This is a genomic window from Paenibacillus sp. FSL R5-0928 (assembly GCF_037970385.1).
GTDB classification, from domain to species: domain Bacteria; phylum Bacillota; class Bacilli; order Paenibacillales; family Paenibacillaceae; genus Paenibacillus_AQ; species Paenibacillus_AQ odorifer.
This window is the reverse complement of sequence record NZ_CP150225.1, coordinates 1,908,748-1,928,045: the sequence shown is the minus strand read 5'-3', so window position 1 is coordinate 1,928,045 and position 19,298 is coordinate 1,908,748. Positions and strand designations below refer to the sequence as shown.

Genomic DNA, 19,298 nt, shown 5'->3' with positions numbered 1-19,298 from the left:
CACCTATCGTTTGTTATATCGATCTAAGGCTGCCTGATGGATACTCAAAAACTCTTCCAGTCCCATGCTCTGAGCTTCTTTCAAAAATTTATCATAGGCATCTACCGGCAGGTCTCCCATTATGATTTTTGCAAAATACTCTCCGCGCAGTGTCGACAGCTGGTTTCCAAGCTCGGCTTCCCGCGAAGCTTCATCCTTGGTAAAGGAAATAGGTGGCATAGCCATACTGGTGTCCATATTTTCTGTCCAATTCTTGCGAATGTCTCCCGAATAACTTCCTTTGGCAGCGATCAGCGGGTTGGAATGATGCTCATCCCGGATATCCGGCCAGTTGTGCATCCGGTATTTCCATAAGGTTGTCGATACGGGCTGACCTTCAGGGTCTTTAAAGATATAACTGTTCTCTGGATAATAAGGCATTCCCGTGTCATCAATCAGGTGGACCGTGCCGTATTCACCAAAGTTAATCAATTCCCAGCCCTTTTTACTGTAATTAAAATCAAGCCAAGCCATTGCCGCTTCTACATTTTTGCTTTGCGTTGTGATCGCAGCTTCGATCCCCGCTCTTTTGAAATTTTTGTACGTGGTTGCGGACTTATCTCCTTTGTTTAGAACCGGGTTCAGTGCCCCCACAAAGTCGATACCGCTTTGCTCTTTCCAATAACTCCACATCGTATCCGGAGAGTCCATCATCATCGCGGTATCTCCCGAAATGGCACTCGCCATTCTCTGGTTAAAGTCTGCCGTTGCCCAGTCCGGGTTCAGTAATCCTTCTTTGTTCCATTGCTGCATGGTGGTCAAATATTCCTTAGCTTTCGGCTGTGCTGGCCCCCAGGCCACTTTGCCATTCTCATCAAGGAACGTCCAATCCCATACTCCATATGCGCCATTTATGATGCCGGTAAAAATCTGGCCGTAAGTAGAGCCGTAATTAAGTGGTGCTTTGTATCCGACTTCCTTTGCTTTTGTCAGGAAGGTATGCCATTCATCAATCGTATTTGGAACTTCAAGCCCTGTTTTATCCAGCGCCTCTTGCTTAATCAACGTTCCAAACCAAGTCCACTCTGAATATGGGGCGATGCCATAAAAGCCAAGCAGCTTGCCGTCATCCGTGACCGTGGTTTTTCTTCTTGATTCATCCGAATTGCGCCACTTCGTATAGTTCGGAGCATTTTTCTCCATCAGATCTGTCAGATCGATATAAGCGCCGTCATTTACGCCCGCTTCAAAACCTCCCGGATAACGTCCCGGCTCAATGATAATGTCAGGCAGTTCACCGGAGGAGATCATCAGCGTGAAGGCATCCGCTTCCTGGCCGATTGGCGGCGTGATGAAGTTTACTTTGATTCCCGTTAATTGCTCCACCTGCTTCTGGACAGCATGATTGTTCATATCCGGAATATTGGAATTCGCAGGCATCCATACATCCAGAACCACATCACCTTTAACAGGATAAGCTGAGTAATCATTTGGAATGACTTCATCGAAAACGTCGCCGAGGTATGTATCATTCAAGGAATGATTAACTTCGTCGATTTGCTCTTGCGTTGGGGCTGTATTGCCGCGTATGTCTGCGCTGATATCTGTAAACTCAACCGGGTCTTTGGCTGTGCTCTCGTTCTCTTTGTTGTTGGAGCCACCGTTATCAGCCCCATTGTTTGCACTGTTGCCACTACATGCTGTTACAGTCGAAATGATCAGTATTAACACAAATAAAAGACTAAAAAAACGCTTTGCATTGTTCTTCATACTTAACCTCCCACTATAAAATATTTGCCACAACGCCTTAAGCAAATCCAAAGCTTGGAACCACGCTCCTTTTTGCCCTGTAGATAACTCCCCTTGATTAATACAGTTTTTCTGTATCTCAGATCGAATTATAAGCATCCAAAATCCATATGTCAACGCTTTCATACAATAATTTTGTAATCTTACGAACTTTTCTCAAACAAATATATGGCTACACCAACTACAAACCTATTAAAAAAACGTACTAAACACCCTGTATTTTGGCGAAAAAACCCTTATAACACAGGCGTTTTTCGTCAATTATTATCGACAGCGAATAAAAATATCTGCATTACATGAAAAGGCCATTCATTACAGTTTTTCTGTAATAAATGGCCTTTTCAATCTTGTTTTTCTGTTTTATTCTTATTCTCCCGACGGTACGGTCTGAGCAAGCGTATCCCTACAAGGAACCCCAAAATCCGGTGTCCCATCCACCTTCCACCCAAATTTCTGGATACGGGTTGCTCGCAAAGACACATCCGCTCCAGCGGAAGGAAGCGCATGATAGACTATCCAATCTTCCTTGCCATCAGGAGATCGTGTGAAGCTATTGTGCCCCGTGGCAAAAATCCCGTTCTCTACACTTTTGCAAAATACAGGCGACATTGATTTTTCCCATGACAGCGGTTGCAAAGGATCTGCCGCTTCGCTCATGGTGAGCATCCCTAGTGCATAATCCTCAGACCAAGTCGTACTTGCCGAATAAACCATGAAAATACGATTGTTGCGCCGCAAAATTACCGGACCTTCGTTAATCGCCATGCCACCTTGCTTCTCCCATGACAGAGTTGGAGCGGTAAGCAGGTGATGTTCCCCTTCCAAGGTCCAAGGATTACTCATTCGCATAATGTAAATAGCCGACCCATAATCAGGGAAATGACCATATCCCGCATACAGAAAGTACAGCTGATCCCGCAATGACATTACTGTTCCATCCAACCCTGGGACAGGTGTCTGCAAAGCACCTCTCCATACCCACTGCCCTTCCAGCGGGTTTGCCTCTTCATTCTCCAGCACGCAAATCCGTCGTGAATCGTCGCCTCCTCCGTCATTCGCAGTGTAGTAAATGTACCATTTGTTGTCCAAATGATGAATTTCCGGCGCCCACAGATTGTAACTGTAGCTGCCCCCCGGTTCGGGAGACCAGATCACTTTCTTGTCGCCCTCCGCAAGGCCGGTCAAGGTTCTAGATCTCGTCAGCTCCAGACATTTAGCTTTTGTGGCCATAAAGTAATAATATCCATCGGTATGTTTGAATACCCATGGGTCTCCTGAGCTTGCTACAATTGGATTTAAATAAGTTGTACGCTGTGACATTCCCTTTCCCTCCTTAGCTTTTCATCCCCGTAAAAACGATCCACCGCGGCGATAATAATACACAAATCCCGATTTTCCAGCACCTCCCATAAAATAATAACTCCCATCATACTCAGCTCTCCTAAAGTTGTCTAGAGTGGTAAATAGATACATCCGAACCCTGATCCATTTTCCAAATAAAGCACTTTCCTTTCGAAAATGAGCTTTTCCTCCACTTCCCACGCTTTGCGTCAATCGACAAACTTCACATTGTCCGGTAGAAAAAACGTGCTCTTTGTGATAGACTCACTAATAACAATGACTTCTCCGTTCATTTTAGGCGGTAACTGTTTATACCAAAACAGCGGCTTTTTTTATAGAAACGGCATCGCTTTTCTTATTGAGGAAGCAGGTCCCCGTTCTTTCTATAAACCGTATATACGCAGGTCTTTGGAGTTCATTGCGTTAATGCGACACTATATTTGATTGAAATTCATTTAGGGGGGAATGTCATTATGGCAGCCAAGAAAATGCGTTCAGACATGATTAAAAAAGGCTTTGACCGTGCTCCACACCGTAGTCTCCTGAGAGCAGCCGGAGTAAAAGAAGAAGATTTCGGAAAGCCGTTTATTGCGGTCTGCAATTCCTATATTGATATTGTTCCAGGGCATGTGCATTTGCAAGAGTTCGGTAAAATCGTTAAGGAAGCGATTCGCGAAGCTGGTGGCGTTCCTTTTGAATTCAATACGATCGGCGTAGATGACGGAATTGCTATGGGACATATCGGCATGCGTTATTCACTGCCAAGCCGCGAGATCATCGCTGACGCCTTGGAAACCGTAGTTTCCGCGCATTGGTTCGATGGCATGGTCTGCATCCCTAACTGTGATAAAATTACACCGGGCATGATGATGGGCGCACTGCGTGTTAACATCCCAACCATGTTCGTAAGCGGCGGCCCAATGAAAGCCGGCGTAGATAGTAAAGGTAACAAGCTCTCTCTGACCTCGGTATTTGAAGGCGTTGGTGCTCACCAAGTCGGCAAAATCAACGATGCAGAGTTGCTTGAATTAGAACAATTCGGTTGTCCAACCTGTGGATCTTGTTCCGGAATGTTCACTGCCAACTCCATGAACTGCCTTGCAGAAGCACTTGGACTGGCATTGCCAGGTAACGGTACAATTTTGGCTGTTGCTGATGAGCGTAGAGAATTTGTTCGCAGATCCGCAACACAACTGATGGAATTGATTAAGCTGGATCTTAAACCAAGAGATATCGTAACTAAAGAATCACTTGATAACGCATTTGCACTGGATATGGCAATGGGTGGTTCTACTAACACAGTGCTGCACACCCTTGCATTAGCTCAAGAAGCAGGTATCGATTATCCGCTTGAACGCATTAACGAAGTTGCAAACCGTGTTCCATATCTGGCTAAGCTGGCTCCAGCTTCTGATATCTTTATCGAAGATGTGGACCGTGCGGGCGGCGTTAGTGCTGTATTGAATGAACTGCTGAAGAAACCAGGTGCTCTGTTCGGGGAATGTATGACCGTTACCGGCAAAACATTAGCCGAGAACGTAATCGGACACGAGATCCAAGATACTTCCGTAATTCATACTATCGACAACCCTTACTCCGAAAGAGGCGGTCTGGCCGTACTTTACGGAAACCTGGCTCCTGAGGGTTCTATCATCAAGGTTGGTGCAGTTGATGCTTCAGTAGGCGGATATCATAAAGGTCCTGCGATCTGCTTTGATTCCCAAGAAGCTGCACTGGAAGGTATCGCCAACGGTAAAGTTAAAGAAGGCCATGTAGTCGTTATCCGCTATGAAGGTCCTAAGGGCGGACCTGGAATGCCGGAAATGCTGGCGCCTACTTCACAAATCGTGGGTATGGGGCTGGGTGCTAAGGTCGGTCTGATTACAGACGGTCGTTTCTCGGGGGCTTCCCGCGGAATCAGTATCGGTCATATCTCTCCAGAAGCAGCTGAAGGCGGTCCGATCGCTTTTGTTGAGGATGGAGATATCATTGAACTGGATCTCAACAACCGGAAGATTGAATTGCTGGTTGAAGAAGAAGTATTAGCAGTTCGTCGTACAGGTTGGAAAGAATTCGAACCTAAAGTTAAAACTGGTTACCTGGCTCGTTACTCCAAAATGGTTACCAACGCAAGTAACGGCGCTGTGCTGAAGATCTAATCCCTTTAGCAGAAAAGAATATTAAAACAAGCAAGAGCAGTCCCACCTTAGTATTTTACTGGCGGGCTGCTCTTTTTTTAAATTATCCCAACAAAAAAATGTTCCACAACCCATCGCTGGATTGTAGAACATCTCTTTACACGTCCACTGTATAATATTTATCAATAAGATCATGAATCAATTTGTTACTGTCGCACCTGGCATTTCTACTTCCGCAACCGAATCATTAAGTGACAACGATTCTTCCTGTTGCGATTTGCGTTTTTTTGCAGTTTTCGGATGATGAGGCAGCTGTTGATTCATCTTTTTGAGCAGCTCTGAGACAGGCATCAGGATAAGCTTCGGCACAAGGACCTCGCTCCGTTCTTTAAGCCTTGCCCCACCTGCTGGATGAATCACACTTAACAGGATCCTTAAGTAAAATTTGGAGGAACGTGCGAATAAGCCATCCGGCAAATCACGTACGGTAAAGCCGAATTTCTCCGGTCCCCGGTTAATCATGCTGACTCCGTAAAGCGCTTTGGCTTCTGCAAGATCCACATCTTTGGCAATGATCTCAGCAAGAATGGGCAGATCCTTTTCCATTCTGCGGATCATTCGAATCGCAAGTTGAGCGGAAGAACGTGAATGAATTCCTAATTCGAACAACTGTTTATTATCGATGTGCAGCTCAATGACTTTGTCACCTTTACGGAGCAGTGCTCCACCCTCGAGTTCAACCGGTTCGCCCTGATATTTCCGCATCCGATAATGCAGGAAAGGATCTGACGGAGTAATCGTTTGGAGATGAAAAAGAGCTTGAAATACCTGTTCCCAAGCTAACCAAAGTCCTACAAGCACCCGTTTACCAAAAGATAAGCGCCGGATAGGTGACGTCTCAGCCATCTTAATCATTTCGTCAATCCGAATGCTGCGGAGTCCCCGTTTACGGGCTTCCTCCAGTGTCTGCTCAAGAGCCACAAGCATATTCCCTGGAGCATCCGCATCTGCACCCAGCGTTGTGCCGCTATCATGCAACAACATCACTTCCCCGGGATTTAGACGGGCCAGCATCTTCTCAGTAAGTTTTTCGGCGCCGAGCTTCTCACGCCAATCGCCAAACATTGCCGACCAAAGCACAATTTCAACTTGGCGTCGTTTGGAAATATCAAATAAATTGACAATGCCCCAAGGTGGACGGTAATACGTACTGCGTTCGCCAATAATATTATAAATAATATCATTCGTACGTTGAATCTGCCGGCGGACGGTTGCTGGCCGCATGAGCCAGTTCGTCTTGTGAACATAATTATGAATCCCGATGAGATGTCCCTCATCATGGATACGCTGAATAAGATCAGGATAACGTTCAGCATTAGAGCCTACTACAAAAAAGGTCGCTTTTGCATCATACCTCTTCAGTAATTCCAGCAGTAATGGTGTAAATCGAGGATCAGGTCCATCATCGAAGGTCAGAGCGAATTCATTTCGCCCAGTTCCTTTACGAAAGACACGGTAACCAAAAATCCGGCTGATCATACCAGGGATAAAAGCATAAAATGATGAGATGTAAAATAACCAGAGCAGCAAAGTCTGCATATTAATTCCCCGCTTTTCCAGAGTTGACTTTGGCTCGCCTAATGTCTGCAAGCAGAACCTGTGAAACGGCCAAGTGAAGTAGAATAAAAAAAACGTTACCCCCTATTTTAACACATGTATCAAAGAAATAGACGCTTTTAAAGTAAAATCATGTACAATGTAATCAACCTGGCATATCCACTTATAAAAAAAGGGAGTTGTTTATATCTATGCTGCCGTTATACAAAAAATATTGGCGCACATTTTTTGACATCGGATTAATTGTCCTCACGGTTTATTTAATTATGTTCTCCTTTAGTAAACTGTACCAGTTAGCTGCACCTGTATTCCTGTCTTTTTTTGTATTTTTGCTTATCGAACCCTTGGCCCGCTTCTTGAACCGCCGTGGTCTTGGTAAACCTTTTGCCTCCGCCATCTCAGTATTGCTCTTTCTGATTGTGCTGTTAGGTACATTATTTGGTGCCGGTCTACTGATTACGATCCAGGCCCTTCACTTCCAAGAGAACCTCCCTAAATATACATACGTGGTGCAGCAGCATTTTGTGGAGACCACGACCTACCTGCAGCAAAAAATAGATAACTTGCCACCCGATATTACGAACAAGGTCAACGGCTACTTTAAAGATGCCACGGATGTCCTAACAGGATGGCTGATTACTTTTCTAAAATATATGGCCGGTATTCTTGGCTCCTTCTCCACCTTCATGGCCAATTTCGGGATAGCCATCATTTTGGCATTTTTCCTTAGCATGGAGATCAAAGATTGGCGTAAAATCGCGCATGACAAAATGCCAAAAACTTTTAAGAACGCCTTTGCCTTTTTACAAGGCAATGTTTTTAAAGCCATCGGGTCCTATTTAAAAGCACAACTTATTCTGATCAGCATTACTTTTGTCATAGTTCTGGTCGGCTTATTTATTCTGCGAACCGGCAACGAAATCACAATGGCGTTAGTTTGCGCTGTATTTGATGTTTTGCCGCTTCTTGGCGTGACGACAATTTTAGTCCCTTGGATCATCTATTTGTTCATCGTGGGCAATACTTCACTGGCTATTGGATTAATTATCCTCCTTGCCATTGTACTAATTGTTAGGCAATTGCTTGAGCCGAAGATTACCGGGAATTCGATTGGCGTATCCTCAGCTTTCCTTATGCTGTCGTTCGTCATTCTGTCCACGTCTGCTTTCGGTATGGCTGGTCTGATCCTTTCGCCGATTCTGCTTATTCTGATAAAAGAACTGATTCAACAAGGGTATCTTCAGAGCTGGATCTATCTTCCGCAAGAGGAATTTATCGTTTCGCCCTTTGCTGCTAACGGTCCAGCTTCCAATCATACCAGTTCTGCGCCACCACCTGAACCTCAAGCTCCAGAGGGAACCGATGATAATAAATCCAATACCTGACCGAACAGCTTAACGGCTAGATGAGAGCTGTCCGGAGCAACGTTCTCAACTGCTACCGACACAGCATATCTGGGATGATCCACCGGCCCATAGCCGATAAACCATTGATTGTTACGCGGCACACCCTTAACAAGGGTTTGTGCCGTACCTGATTTCCCGGCAACCGGCCATTTCGTACTCTGCAGACTTGTGCCGGTTCCATCCGTAACAACTTTACGCATCCAGGACAGCAGCTGGCGGGCTGTAGATTCTGAGATCCTCCCTGCAGTTGAAGGGGAAAGATGACCCGGCAGATCCTCTAGCTTTTGACCATTTGCAAAGGTCACACGCTGGAGAATTCTTGGCGCTCTCACTTCCCCTCCATGCAGTAACGTCACTACCAGGTTGGCTGCCTGAAGTGGTGTCACTTGCACATCTCGCTGCCCAATGGCCGTCTGCACTCTGGCGCCTGGATCATCCGGCAGCAAAGAAGTGAAGATCGTCCCCTTCTGCTCACCGGATAGTGGCTTAAGAACTGGAAAACCAAGCGTATTCTCCGCTTGCCAGCTAATATCTCTTCCGAGCCCCAGCGCGAGTGCTGTCGCTTGAAGCTGCGCCCCACTTAAGCGCTCTGCCAGCGCAGCAAATACTGTATTACAGGACACGGCGAACCCTTGCGCCAGCGTGAGGGCGCCGTGTCCTTTTCCTTTTAGACAAGATAATCCATATTTCTCATATTGCCCTGAACAATAGAAGAGCTCATCCGCTGAGGTGACCCCGGCTTCTAGTGCCGCTGCTGCTGTGACGATTTTGAAGATTGATCCAGGTACAGCAGCCTGCAGCGCCCGGTTATTCCACTCTCCCCCTTCAGGGGATATCTTCTCTGGGTCGTAAAAAGGTAAAGATACCATGGCTTCAATATCTCCCGTTCCGGTGTCTAACACCACCACGGCTCCTTCCTCCATTCCAGCTTTGACAGCTAACTCCTCTATTTGTTCCTGAAGCTTTTTATCAATCGTTGTATATAAAGACAGCGGATAATACGGATTGCCCGGGGCTCGTACTTGAATGGGACTGCCCGGGACACGTTGCCCGTGCGCATCAACCTGAGCGTATGCCTCAGTATGCCCGACGCCTCGAAGCAACGGCTCCAGGGTCTTTTCTAACCCGTCCGTTCCTGTCATCGGAATTCTCAGCCCCGATGGCGATGCCTTCCCATCAGTGTTTGGGACCGCTTCCGATAAATATCCAAGCCACTGCCGTCCAGTTGAATTTCCATCATATCTGCGAGCAAAGGGAAGCACGCCTACTCCGTCGATCCCCAGCGCACTCACTTCTTTTGCTTGTGCGGATGTAAGTGCGAGCGGTCCCTTTCCCACTGAGGATGGCCAAAGCAGAGGTTCTTTAAGGGAAGAGCGCTTGTTTAGCAATTGCTCATAACTCACTCCAAGGATAGCTGCCAATCGGTGCATGGACTCAGCTTCTTCGTATACAACCTTCGTCACGGTATTCCTAGCCTTCGCCTCTTGAGGAAAAAAAGCAGCCGTCCAAATGGTTTCCCCGGCAAGGGGTTCACTCTTTCGGTCATACAGGCGCCCCCGCCCAGTATCCAATACAGTCTCCCGTTCGCTTTGAATTTCCGCCATCTTTGCAAGTGTATATTTCGTTCCAGGGACCGTCTGTTCCTTCATAAACAGTTGAATCCACGCCAGCCTAAGGACCAACACGGCTACCACTGAACATAAAATAATCAGTCCGCCGAGTATGCGTCTGTGGACATTATTGTGCAATCCCATTCCTCCTGACTGACGTTCATAGCCTTTATTATGTCCCACCCGCTGGATTATTTACACTCATGCTTAGTTAGCTATTTTATAACCTTTTGAATAGCACAAAGACCAGTCCCAAATAATTGGAGACTGGTCTTTGTATTGAAAATAATTACTGAGGTTATGCAAGGTTACAAATTAAACTTGGACAGTTTTTCTTGCAACTGCCGGGACGCATGCTCAAGCTGCTCAGACAGCTCCACTAAATGATCACTCACACTTTGTTGCTCCCCGCTAAGCGAAGCCACTTCTTGCGAAGCTGCTGATGATTCCTCTGCAATGGAGCTGATATTGCCCATGGAATTTGACAGCACCTTTTGGGATTGGCTCAAGCTATCCATCGATAAAGCAACAGATTCCAAACGTGTAATAAAATGACGCATCTGATCCTGTACAGATACGAAGATATCGCTAGTGCTCTCCACTGAAGTCACCTGCTGATTAAAAAGAGGGGCTACTTCCGAGAGAACACCTACGGTCTCGTTCATATCCTTCATAATGGTGTCTGTTATATTAGCCACCACAGCAATGGAATCTTTGGACTGATCTGCAAGCTGGCGTATTTCATCGGCCACTACCATAAATCCCCGGCCGGACTCCCCTGCCCTTGCCGCTTCTATCGTTGCATTTAGAGACAAAATATTCGTCTGCTGTGTAATATTCTGCATAACATCAAGCACCTTCATCACTGATGATGTGGTGTCTTGCAGCTCATTCACTTTCAACACGAGCTTATTCGTCATATCGCCCGTCTTATTGGTTTTGCCAAGCAGCTCTTTTAACTCATTAAAACCTTCTTCACTAAGCACGCCGATACTATGTGCGGTATGATCCATCTCATGCGTAGCTGAGTTCACTTTGTTCATTTGCACCGAAATTTGCCCCGTAAGCTCGTTGCCCTGGTCCGCCTCCAAAGCCAGGCTGCCTGAACCTCCGGCAATTTCTTCTGTTGCAGCGGCAATCTCTTTGGCGGCCATCGCTGTCTTACGCGATACCCCACTAAGTTCATTGGCCGTTTCCATTACCTTTCGAGCCGTTTCATTAGTATGGATAACCAGTTCTGTGATCCGTTCCATCATCCTATTAAAGGAACCCGATAACTGACCTATTTCATCTCGTGAGGTAATCTCCGTGCGTACTCCAAGATTCCCATCTGCCCCCTTAGACATTAAATCTTTAAGCCGGGTCAAGGGCTTGGATACCATTCTGTACATCCAGTAACCAATTAGAATGGCGACAATAGCAGCCACCGCAACAATAATATATGTAGTTTTTAGAATACGAAGTGCGTCTTTCGTAAGATTCTCAGCCGGAACAACACCAAGCAATCTCCAGCTGGAGCTTTCCATCGTCCCATACACAGCTAGTATGGATTTCCCTTTCTCATCCTTCGTTGGCAATGACCCCGCCTCATGCTCCAAACCATGAAGAAGGGTCCCTCCCAGACTGAGATAAGTATCTGTTCCTACTTGCTGGGACGATGCGATCAATTCATCCTTATCCGTCAGCAATTGCATGTAAGAGCTGGGTCCGAGATCAACTTTACGAAGCTGATTTTCTAATTCACTAATTCTAATATCACAGATAATTATGTATCCCGGGCTTTGTGTATCCCCAGCTATCGATTGTGCCAAATGAAACATACCCGAAGTATTTCCGGCTTGCCCCTGTTCTGTTCGGGGAATCCACAATGTTTGCGGTTGCTCCTCAAGCTGCTTGAACCATGAGGACTCTCTGAATCCCTTGATAAAAGTGCTGTCTTTTGATCCCGCTGACGAAGTGGGGACTTCCTGATTCATCGGGATGAGGTATACAGCTTCTACCCCCTTTGATGCGGTCAGCCAGGCATTCAGCTCGGCGCTAATCTGGTTAGACTGCAAATTACGTTCCTCATTACTTGTAGTGGAATTATTCCCTTGTTTGAGTGCATCCTGAATCTCATTGTTGTAAAGAATTCTTCCTAGGCCGTCCTCATAACGCAATAATTCAACATCAAACTTCTCTGCAGCTTGGACGACTGTCTGTTGATTGGCTGACAGCGCGTTATTCTCGATCGTTTGCTCAGCTACGGAATAGGAAATGTAGCCAAGTGAGAGAACGAGCACCATTGTTGAGATGAAGAAGATGAGAAAAAGCCGCACCCCAATCGATTTGGCAGGGTGCAGCTGGAAATGCGCCTTTTCTTTTTTTGCTTGCGACTTCATCAATTGTTCACCACCGTTGTCTTCAGTTATGCCTGCTGGCTTATCTCTTACAAGGTCATGAACAATTCCAACGCCCGATCGGCAAGATATGGTAAATACTCATGACCGTACTCATAATAAACCATAAGCTCTTTGGACGCTAGTATTTTATTGTATGCGGCAAATTGAGTTGAAGGTGGACAAATCGTATCGGATAACCCGGTAACCCACAGTACTTTAGCCTGAATTCTTTCCGCAAGATTCTGAATATCGATATAGCCAAGCCTATTAAAAATCTCATCCTCACGCAAATGATGGGGATCAAAAAACCGGAAATAATAGTTGATCTCCTCATAAGCTGAGGTGGTAATATCCAGTTCCCAAGCACGTTTATAATCTGAAAGGAAGGGATACACAGGCAAGGCTATTTTTAAGCGAGGCTCTAATGCTGCACAAGCGACAGTAAGTGCTCCACCTTGAGATAGTCCAAAGGCACCTACACGCTCAGGATCAACTTCATCCATAGACATCAGAACTCGGGCAGTCTGTGCCGTATCCAAAAACACATTGCGATAATAAAGGTTATCTGGATTAGGATCATCAATCCCTCGAATGATATGTCCACGTATCGTGGTGCCCTTTACGGTAAGATTATCTTCGGAGAGGCCGCCCTGTCCGCGACAATCCATCGCCAGGACGCTAATCCCGTGGGCAGCATAAGCCACCTTCTCCATCCAATCCCCGCTGTCACAGGAGTACCCATGGAACATCACTACACCGGGGCCTCTTTTATGTACGTTTTTCTTCGGTCTTACATATTTGCAATGGATTCTTGCACCGCCAACACCGGTAAAATACAAATGAAAACATTCCGCAAGTTCACTGACAAACTCCGCCGGCTCCAGCTCATAATCCAGCGGCTGTGCATCCAGGTCACGTAATGCCCGCTTCCAAAACTGCTCGAAATCACCCGGCTTTGGACTACTTCCGTTATATTCCCTTAACTGTGACAAATTCATGTCGCTTCCCAAAATAATGATCCTCCTTAAGTTATGTAACGATATTGTTCACTTGCTGTTCGTAACCGCGAAGCATCATTGGAGTTACTATGCTAGATAGAAACGGAAAACCCAATATGGGTTTTCCGTTGATGTATTGATATCTACGAGGGGGTAGTTGCGATGGAATAGTGGGACGGGATAGTGGGATGGGTTAGTTGCGTTTTCTGCGACTGAATAGTTTAATTGCAGCTCCGAGGCTGGATAGTTGCACTTTGTGCAGCTATATTTCAGCTGAATATGTGTGTTTTCCTCTTAGTTGCACTTTGTACAACTAAAAAACAGTAAAAGGAGCTTTTGGAGGTTACTTGGCTGATATAGTTGCACGAAGTGCAATTATATCGCCTAGTAACCAAAGAAATGTTAGTTTAAGTGCACAGAGTGCAACTATTTACGTCGAAGTCCTAGAGTAACTAAGCAACAGAGTAGCAGAATCACCAACAGATCCACATTCACCACTCACTCGCTGCTTGCCTATTACCTTCACAACTAATCATATTCTACGTGCCTATAACCTTCTTTTTACCTCTACAACCCCTCACATTCCACTTATCCGCTATCTTCTTATTACTTCTACAACTAATCATATTCCACGTACCAACTACCTTCTTATTACCTCTACAACTACTCACATTCCACTTATCCGCTATCTTCTTATTACCTCCACAACTAATCACACTCCACGTACCTACTACCTTCTTATTACCTCTACAACCACTCACATTCCACTTATCCGCTATCTTCCTCTTACCTCCACAACACCCACATTTCCACCTTGGCTATTAACTTCTTTATAATCGGCACAGTAACAGCTTCTGGCTGGATAGTTGCACTTTGTGCAGCTATTACAGCTGAATATGTGTGTTTTCTCTCTTAGTTGCACTTTGTACAGCTAAAAAACGGCAAAAGGAGCTTTTGGAGGTTACTTGGCTGATATAGTTGCACGAAGTGCAATTATATCGCCTAGTAACCAAAGAAATGTTAGTTTAAGTGCACAAAGTGCAACTATTTACGTCAGAGCCATAGAGTTGCACTTTGTGCAGCTATTACAGCGGAATATGTCTTTTTCCCCTTTTAGTTGCACTTTGTACAACTAAAAAACATTAAAAGGAGCTTTTGAAGGTTACTTGGCTGATACAGTTGCACAAAGTGCAACTATATCACCTAGTAACCAAAGAAATGTTAGTTTAAGTGCACAGAGTGCAACTATTTACGTTAGAGCCATTGAGTAGCAAAGCCATGGAGTAACCAAGCCACAGAGTAACTAAGCAACAGACTGACAAAGCCGCCAACAGAGACGAATTCCCCCTCACCTGCTACTTATCTATTACAAGCAATATTGAGTTGTTCTGTTGCACATTCTGCAACAGAACGGAGGCCGCACATGGCAACCTCCGCACTGAGCACACTTAACAACACCAATCCCAACACTTCTTTCGAACTCTACGCTACGCAATTCTCCGGACAAGCAAGCTCTCTGCAAATATAGGTTATTAAGTCCAACTAGATTTTGCCTAAACCTGCATCATCGCCAACCTCTTCATGAGTTTCGATGACATAGTTGACGATTTCATTAACCGTTGTATAAGCAACGCCTACATAAGTATCAGCAGCGCCATAATAAATGGCGATACGGCCGGTTTCTGCATCATGCAGTGTGGCACATGGGAACAGGACGTTATTCACAAAACCTCTTTCCTCATACCATTCTTCTGGCGTTAATACAAAGTTTTTCGAGCGATATTTTACTTTTGAGGGCTCATTGATATCCAAAATAACCGCCCCCATGCTATACACAAGACCGTTGCAGGTTCCAGTTACGCCATGGTAGAACATCAACCAGCCTTCAGTAGTTTCAATCGGCGCTGGTCCGCCACCAATTTTGACACTTTGCCACCAGCCTTGACCACCCTTGGTCATTACATGGCGGTGTTTTCCCCAATATACGAAGTCAGGGCTCTCACTAAGGAACACATCACCAAATGGCGTATGGCCACTGTCACTTGGACGGGACAACATCACGAAGTTATTGTTGATTTTTCTAGGGAACAGTACGCCGTTCCGGTTGAATGGCAGGAATGGGTTTTCCAAGCTGATAAATGTTTTGAAATCTTGTGTTTTAGCTACACCAATAGCTGCGCCGTAGAAATCTGTACACCAGATAATATAAAATGTATCTTCAACCTTCACCAGACGTGGATCGTAAGCATAACGCGGCTGATAAGGATTACCTTCTTCATCTATAAATCGGATCGGCTCATCATCGATTTTCCAATCCAAACCATCCACACTATGTCCCATACGCAGATGCGGACGAGTCGTGTTATCTTCTACACGAAATACACCAATAAAACTGCCTTCATACGCAGCAACCGCACTATTGAAAATACGGGCTACACCTTTTGCAGGATTTCTTTTGATAACCGGGTTATCATTATGTCTCCAAATCGGATTCTCGTAGCCAGCAGGCTTTTCTTGCCAAGGCATGTTCGGGATGTTAATTGCACTTGCTCCAACCAATTTTACTTCACTCATTAGTTTTCCCTCCAAATGTATGCAACTTTTCAGTATGCTATTTTATCTAGTACTGTTATTAAATTTACTGTTGAGCTCACTTTACAGAACCTTGCGAAAAACCATTGTAGATATATTTTTGCAAGGCGGTAAACACAACCAATGTAGGTATAATTGCGATCATAATCGCCGCACATATTACTTCCCACTGCGATCCATATGGACCTTTAAACTTAAAGAGTGCTGTGGAGATCGTTTGCAGATCTGTTTTCGGCATATAAAGGAAAGGGGTGTAAAAATCGTTATAAATATTAACACCCTTCACGATCACTACAGTTACAATCGCCGGCTTCAACAATGGCAAAATAATTCTCCAATAAATCGTCCAATACGAAGCTCCGTCCAGCATCGCGGATTCATCCAGTGACTCGGAGATCGAATCCAAAAACTGCATGAAGATATAAACAGCGATAATATCCGTGCCCAAGTACATAACGATTGGCGCCCATCTGGTATTAAATAATCCCAAGTGATTGATGATTTGGAAAGTAGCCACTTGTGTAGTTACGCCTGGAATCAGGGTAGCAATCAGGAACATACTAATTAGGATCTTACTGCCTTTAAATTTGAAGCGCGATAAAATATAAGCCATCATCGAACCCGTCAACGTGGCACCCGCAATAGAAATCACAACGATAATGACAGTATTTTTAAAACCGAGCAGCATTTTCCCGTCTACAAAAGCCTTTGTGTAGTTGGAGAAATTCAACCAATTCTCTGGCAGCGTTAACGGTCCGGTAGAAGCATATTCCGTTCCGGTCTTTAATGAAGCGAAAAACACGACCACGATAGGTATCAAAGCTACAAGTGCTCCCAAAATCAAGGTGAGATATTTGAATATACTAGCAGTGGTATATTTTACAGAATGCATAGTTTATTTCTCCTCCTTGATCAGAACGCGCTGCAAAATAGTAACTATGATAACAATACCCAGCAATACCACGGCCATCGCCGATGCCAAACCAACCTTGCTGTATTTGAAAGCTACATCGACCGTCTGAATAACGAATGTACTACTTCCGTTTGATCCGCCTGTCATGACGTATGGAATTTCGAATACCCCAATGGCGCCACTAACCGCAAGAATCAAGTTCAATTGCAGAATACGTTTAATGCTTGGCAAAATAATATGCATAAACTGATGCCATCTGTTTGCACCGTCAATTTCAGCGGCCTCATAGATATCCTTACCGATAGAAGAAATAGCTCCAAGGAAAATCAGGAAGTTCATTCCCATGTATCTCCACAGTGATGCACCTGCGAGCGAGAAGTTAATCAAATTAGGATTCAGTAGCCACTTCTGCTGCAGACTGCCAAGCCCAATCAGATTAAGAATCGTATCTAGCGTTCCATCTGGTTTGAAGAAGAAGAGAAAGATAAAACCGATCGCTACACCGTTTAGCAAGGTCGGGAAGAACAAAATCCCTTTAAACAAGTTTTTCATGCGAACACTAAAGCTTAAGATGGTTGCAAAATACAAAGCAAGTGCCATCTGAATAAAAGTGGTAAAGAAATAATACAAGCTGACCTTAAACACAGAAAAATACTCAGGTTTTGTAAAAATGGTCTTGTAGTTTTCTAAACCGACATATTCCATATTTTTGCTCAATCCATTCCAACTGGTGAAGCTGTACCGAAACATACTGATGACTGGATAATAAGCGAATGTGAGCAGCAATAATATCGGCACTAATGAGAATAAGATGATGATAGCGATTCTTTGATTTTTATAGCTCAAATTTGAAAACTTAAACACCCGATACACCTCCAGAAAAAGCATCCTTAATTATTTAAGACTCGTTTAAATGTGAAGGGGGAAATGCTTGTTAGCATATCCCCTCCCACATTCACTACCGCCTATAGCATCTAAGAAGCTTATAGTTGTTACTGTGCTGTGACTTTAGCGCGAGCGGCTTTCCACTTGTCGTTCAGGTCTTTCATGATGTCATCATAGGATTCTTTTCTGTTGCCAATCGCTGCTTCAATAATCCGTTTCTTGAAGTCTGGCTGCCAAGCACCGATCTCAGCTTGTTTGTCGATTTCATCAGACCAGCCTTCTTCACCAGCTTTAGCAGGAGCAAGAGTATCAAAGGTTACATCTGTACCTTCATATTGTTTCAGGATTTCCGGAAGCTCTGCACCGATAGCCGGGCTCATACCGCCGCCTTCAGTTGTAGGGTAATTAGATTCGTTGATGAACCAATCCACCCAAGCTCTAGCAGCTTCTTTGTTCTTACTGTGAATGCTGACACCCAGATTGTAGTCACCAGCAAGCGGCACAAGGATTTTATCCGCATTGGTTGGGAAAGGCATAAATCCAACATCGTCTGGATTTGTAGCCAGGCCTTTGATTTGGCCAATCGCCCAAGATCCAAGCACCATAGTCCCAATTTTTCCGTTGGCTAGATCAGCTTTGGAAGATTCCCAGTCTGTTGTAGTTGGATCTTCTTCAATCAAACCTTTTTGTGCTGCATCGTACAGAATTTTGTACAATTCATAGTGTGGTTGACCCGCTACATAGTTGTCGTCGCTAGCCACTTGAGCAATGTTCACATAATCACGGTCACCAGCTACTGTAGCCAGATCCGCTTCCCATTGTGTCAGTGTCCAGCCTGCTGCGTAATTTGTGTAAAGAGGAACAGCTTGTGTTTTGTCTTTAATAGTCTGCAGAGCAGTCAAGAATTGTTCAGGGGTTTTGGGAACCTCTGTAATTCCGGCATCTTTGAAGACTTGTTTGTTATAGATAATGCCATTAAAGTTGATGGTCATCGGAATACCATAGGCAACTCCGTCAACTGCACGTTCTTCCAGCCCTGTGTATTGTTTGCTCATTTCTTCAAGCTTGCCAAGGGGTTCGAAGAAATCAGGAATATCTTTTACAGCTATGCTAGTAGGTAACAAAAGAACGTCGCCATAATCACTAGTGCTCATACGAATTTTAATTTGGTCTTCGTAAGTAGCGAGCGCTTCAAAGTTCACCTTTACATCAGGATATTTCTCATTGAATTTAGCCGCATACTCTTTGAATACGGTATCAACAATATCTGTTCTTTGCGTTATGACTGTGATATCCCCTTTGATATCCTTGGCTGTTGTACCATCGGCTGGAGCAGTTGCCTCTGCTGAAGAACCATTGTTTCCTGTGTTTTTAGCAGCTTCATTGTTAGTGTTGTTGTTTGAGGAACAACCGCTAAACAATCCCGCCACAAGTGTTAGTGCCATCAAGCCCATCATTGTTTTGCCTTTTTTCATGCTGTTACGACCCCTCTCTTCAATTCAACTCTAGTTTTAGGTAAATAACAAATATAATAACTTTTATCATCACTCATAACTTGAAAGAGTAGTCATTAATACCGGATTATCTGAATTACTCTTGAAAACAAGTGATGATATCGCTTACAAACCC

The 19,298-nt window shown here is 44.7% G+C and carries 12 protein-coding genes; 2 read left to right on the top strand and 10 right to left on the bottom strand.

Annotated features, from left to right (window positions below):
• Positions 1-3: 3 nt before the first annotated feature.
• Both MKZ16_RS08260 and MKZ16_RS08255 read right to left on the bottom strand, forming a co-directional pair.
• Positions 4-1,749, bottom strand: coding sequence for an extracellular solute-binding protein (locus MKZ16_RS08260; RefSeq protein WP_036680971.1), 1,746 nt, complete (start codon positions 1,747-1,749; stop codon positions 4-6).
• Positions 1,750-2,154: 405 nt separating this feature from the next.
• Positions 2,155-3,108 (bottom strand): glycoside hydrolase family 43 protein, encoded by a 954-nt coding sequence (locus tag MKZ16_RS08255; protein WP_036680969.1) that lies wholly within the window; start codon positions 3,106-3,108, stop codon positions 2,155-2,157.
• A gap of 494 nt (positions 3,109-3,602) precedes the next feature.
• On the opposite strand from MKZ16_RS08255, the gene ilvD reads away from it, so the two are divergent.
• The gene (gene ilvD / locus MKZ16_RS08250) at positions 3,603-5,288 is read left to right on the top strand and encodes a dihydroxy-acid dehydratase (protein ID WP_036680967.1); all 1,686 of its coding nucleotides are present in this window, start codon (positions 3,603-3,605) and stop codon (positions 5,286-5,288) included.
• Positions 5,289-5,465: 177 nt separating this feature from the next.
• Here ilvD and MKZ16_RS08245 read toward each other — a convergent pair whose 3' ends face one another.
• On the bottom strand, positions 5,466-6,866 hold the full coding sequence (locus MKZ16_RS08245; RefSeq protein WP_038569525.1) for a polysaccharide deacetylase family protein: 1,401 nt from the start codon (positions 6,864-6,866) through the stop codon (positions 5,466-5,468).
• Positions 6,867-7,075: 209 nt separating this feature from the next.
• Here MKZ16_RS08245 and MKZ16_RS08240 point away from each other — a divergent pair, with 209 nt between their 5' ends.
• The gene (locus MKZ16_RS08240) at positions 7,076-8,269 is read left to right on the top strand and encodes an AI-2E family transporter (RefSeq protein WP_076104926.1); all 1,194 of its coding nucleotides are present in this window, start codon (positions 7,076-7,078) and stop codon (positions 8,267-8,269) included.
• On the opposite strand, the gene MKZ16_RS08235 is transcribed toward MKZ16_RS08240, so the two are convergent.
• From MKZ16_RS08235 to MKZ16_RS08205, 7 genes are all read right to left on the bottom strand, one after another.
• The gene (locus tag MKZ16_RS08235) at positions 8,227-10,044 is read right to left on the bottom strand and encodes a penicillin-binding protein 2 (protein ID WP_036680960.1); all 1,818 of its coding nucleotides are present in this window, start codon (positions 10,042-10,044) and stop codon (positions 8,227-8,229) included. The two genes, MKZ16_RS08240 and MKZ16_RS08235, sit on opposite strands and share 43 nt — an antisense overlap.
• Positions 10,045-10,208: 164 nt before the next feature.
• Complete coding sequence (locus MKZ16_RS08230) at positions 10,209-12,281, bottom strand: methyl-accepting chemotaxis protein (protein WP_081384071.1); 2,073 nt, start codon at positions 12,279-12,281, stop codon at positions 10,209-10,211.
• Between the two features lie 47 nt (positions 12,282-12,328).
• Positions 12,329-13,291, bottom strand: a complete 963-nt coding sequence (locus tag MKZ16_RS08225; protein ID WP_143759047.1) for an alpha/beta fold hydrolase — start codon at positions 13,289-13,291, stop codon at positions 12,329-12,331.
• Between the two features lie 1,530 nt (positions 13,292-14,821).
• Positions 14,822-15,853: a glycoside hydrolase family 130 protein gene (locus MKZ16_RS08220; protein WP_036675546.1), complete on the bottom strand. Its 1,032-nt coding sequence runs from the start codon at positions 15,851-15,853 to the stop codon at positions 14,822-14,824.
• Positions 15,854-15,929: 76 nt separating this feature from the next.
• The gene (locus MKZ16_RS08215; protein ID WP_036675551.1) at positions 15,930-16,763 is read right to left on the bottom strand and encodes a carbohydrate ABC transporter permease; all 834 of its coding nucleotides are present in this window, start codon (positions 16,761-16,763) and stop codon (positions 15,930-15,932) included.
• A 3-nt stretch (positions 16,764-16,766) separates the two neighbouring features.
• Positions 16,767-17,648, bottom strand: a complete 882-nt coding sequence (locus MKZ16_RS08210; RefSeq protein ID WP_036675555.1) for a sugar ABC transporter permease — start codon at positions 17,646-17,648, stop codon at positions 16,767-16,769.
• A 128-nt stretch (positions 17,649-17,776) separates the two neighbouring features.
• Positions 17,777-19,144 carry an extracellular solute-binding protein gene (locus MKZ16_RS08205; RefSeq protein ID WP_076104924.1) on the bottom strand — a complete coding sequence of 456 codons (1,368 nt, stop codon included), beginning with the start codon at positions 19,142-19,144 and terminating at the stop codon, positions 17,777-17,779.
• Between the last annotated feature and the right edge of the window lie 154 nt (positions 19,145-19,298).

What these genes read in the sequence shown, in the direction of transcription:
- MKZ16_RS08260 (WP_036680971.1), bottom strand. Translation starts at nt 1,749, where the DNA reads ATGAAGAACAATGCAAAGCGTTTTTTTAGTCTTTTATTTGTGTTAATA.
- MKZ16_RS08255 (WP_036680969.1), bottom strand. Translation starts at nt 3,108, where the DNA reads ATGTCACAGCGTACAACTTATTTAAATCCAATTGTAGCAAGCTCAGGA.
- ilvD (WP_036680967.1), top strand. Translation starts at nt 3,603, where the DNA reads ATGGCAGCCAAGAAAATGCGTTCAGACATGATTAAAAAAGGCTTTGAC.
- MKZ16_RS08245 (WP_038569525.1), bottom strand. Translation starts at nt 6,866, where the DNA reads ATGCAGACTTTGCTGCTCTGGTTATTTTACATCTCATCATTTTATGCT.
- MKZ16_RS08240 (WP_076104926.1), top strand. Translation starts at nt 7,076, where the DNA reads ATGCTGCCGTTATACAAAAAATATTGGCGCACATTTTTTGACATCGGA.
- MKZ16_RS08235 (WP_036680960.1), bottom strand. Translation starts at nt 10,044, where the DNA reads ATGGGATTGCACAATAATGTCCACAGACGCATACTCGGCGGACTGATT.
- MKZ16_RS08230 (WP_081384071.1), bottom strand. Translation starts at nt 12,281, where the DNA reads ATGAAGTCGCAAGCAAAAAAAGAAAAGGCGCATTTCCAGCTGCACCCT.
- MKZ16_RS08220 (WP_036675546.1), bottom strand. Translation starts at nt 15,853, where the DNA reads ATGAGTGAAGTAAAATTGGTTGGAGCAAGTGCAATTAACATCCCGAAC.
- MKZ16_RS08215 (WP_036675551.1), bottom strand. Translation starts at nt 16,763, where the DNA reads ATGCATTCTGTAAAATATACCACTGCTAGTATATTCAAATATCTCACC.
- MKZ16_RS08205 (WP_076104924.1), bottom strand. Translation starts at nt 19,144, where the DNA reads ATGAAAAAAGGCAAAACAATGATGGGCTTGATGGCACTAACACTTGTG.